This window comes from Desulforhabdus sp. TSK, from assembly GCF_022836495.1.
GTDB lineage: Bacteria > Desulfobacterota > Syntrophobacteria > Syntrophobacterales > Syntrophobacteraceae > Desulforhabdus.
On record NZ_BQXM01000199.1, the window covers coordinates 1 to 394 of the forward strand.

Below are 394 nucleotides of genomic sequence, written 5' to 3' on the forward strand. Positions count from 1 at the left end.
GCGTTTTTCCAATGCCTTGGCCAGATGGGCTCGAGGCCAGCTCTGGCACTCTCGCCAGCGTTTCCACGAACACGCAAGTGGAGACTTAGACATCACACTCCCCGTTTCTCACGAAACCGAAATCCTCATGGAGATCCTCCAGTACGGTTCCCAGGTGGAAGTCTTGGCCCCTGAACGGCTTCGCCAAAGGGTCCGGGACGAAATTGAAGCCATGATGAAACAATATTGAACCTGGGACACGAAATGGGGGAGGTCGGGTGGTATACGATTATCCATGCCGACACACGCATGACCGAGATCTCCTGCCGGCCTTCAGCCCGGAGGAAGCCCAACACTAATGCCGGGCAGAAAATATGAAATGAAATGGAGAAGATGTTATGGACTATGCACGGTT

The 394-nt window shown here is 53.6% G+C and carries 1 protein-coding gene; it reads left to right on the forward strand.

The genetic code is table 11. The annotated features are described in order from the left end of the window. The coding region (locus MWC30_RS22090; protein WP_244086341.1) for a WYL domain-containing protein at positions 1-229 on the forward strand (229 nt) is incomplete at its 5' end. Positions 230-394 lie beyond the last annotated feature (165 nt).